This window comes from Thalassospira sp. UBA4513, from assembly GCF_002388495.1.
GTDB classification, from domain to species: domain Bacteria; phylum Pseudomonadota; class Alphaproteobacteria; order Rhodospirillales; family Thalassospiraceae; genus Thalassospira; species Thalassospira tepidiphila.
The window spans coordinates 794-1,793 of sequence record NZ_DGMR01000015.1 but is presented as its reverse complement, the minus strand read 5'-3'; the positions used below and the strand labels follow the sequence as shown (position 1 = coordinate 1,793).

1 protein-coding gene is annotated in these 1,000 nt (G+C 56.2%); it reads left to right on the top strand.

Annotation, left to right across the window (positions count from 1 at the left end; all coding sequences use genetic code 11):
• Window positions 1-23 precede the first annotated feature (23 nt).
• On the top strand, window positions 24-1,000 hold a 977-nt coding region (locus tag B2T33_RS06030), incomplete at its 3' end, for a putative bifunctional diguanylate cyclase/phosphodiesterase (RefSeq protein ID WP_286791454.1).

Sequence of the window (1,000 nt, the reverse complement as noted above, 5' to 3'; positions counted from 1 at the left end):
TCAACGACACGCTGGGACATGCCATGGGCGATCGCCTGTTGCAGGCGGTCACGCAGCGGCTGGAACGCTGCCTGCGCAAGGGGGACACCCTGTCACGCTTCGGTGGTGATGAATTCACTCTGCTGTTGCCGTCGATACATGGTCACGAGGACGCACGACAGATTTCAAAGAAGTTGATCAAGGCACTGCGTGCGCCTTTCCAACTGGGCGAGCATGAAGTCTTCGTGGGTGTGAGTATCGGCATTGCCACCTACCCGGAAGCCGGCAAATCCATGGATCAACTGATCCAGAATGCCGACATTGCCATGTATCACGTCAAAGCACGGGGCAAGGATGGCTATCGCTTCTACTCGGAGAGCATGAGCATTGATACTGCCAACCGCCTGAGTCTGGAAAGGGACCTGCGGATGGCGCTGGAGCGCGATGAGTTGCGAGTGTTTTACCAGCCGCAGGTCTGTTCCTCGAGCAATCGTGTGGTGGGTTTGGAAGCGCTGGTGCGCTGGCAACACCCGGACAGGGGATTACTCTATCCACGGGACTTCCTGCCACTGGCGGAAGAAACCAAACTCATTGCCAAACTCAGTGAATGCGTACTCGACCAGGCCTGCCACGATGTCGGCCAGTGGATTCGAGAAGGACACAGCGACCTGCGGCTGGCCGTAAACCTGTCCCCGGTCCAGGTAGAACACCCAAGGTTTGTAGAGACCCTGATGACTCAACTCCAGGCCCACGGCTTCCCCCCCCAGAACCTGGAAATCGAGATCACTGAAAACGTGATTATGAACGATCTTGAGCAAATCAGTCAGAAACTCCGGGAACTGGCGTCATTCGGCGTCAGGATTGCCATTGATGATTTCGGCACTGGCTACTCCTCCCTGAATTACATCCACCGGCTGCCCATTCACACCCTGAAAGTGGATCAGTCCTTTGTCAAAGCCATTCGCAGAGGCGAAGACGGTGCCTGCATTGTAAACGCCATTGTCGCCATGGCCCATGGACT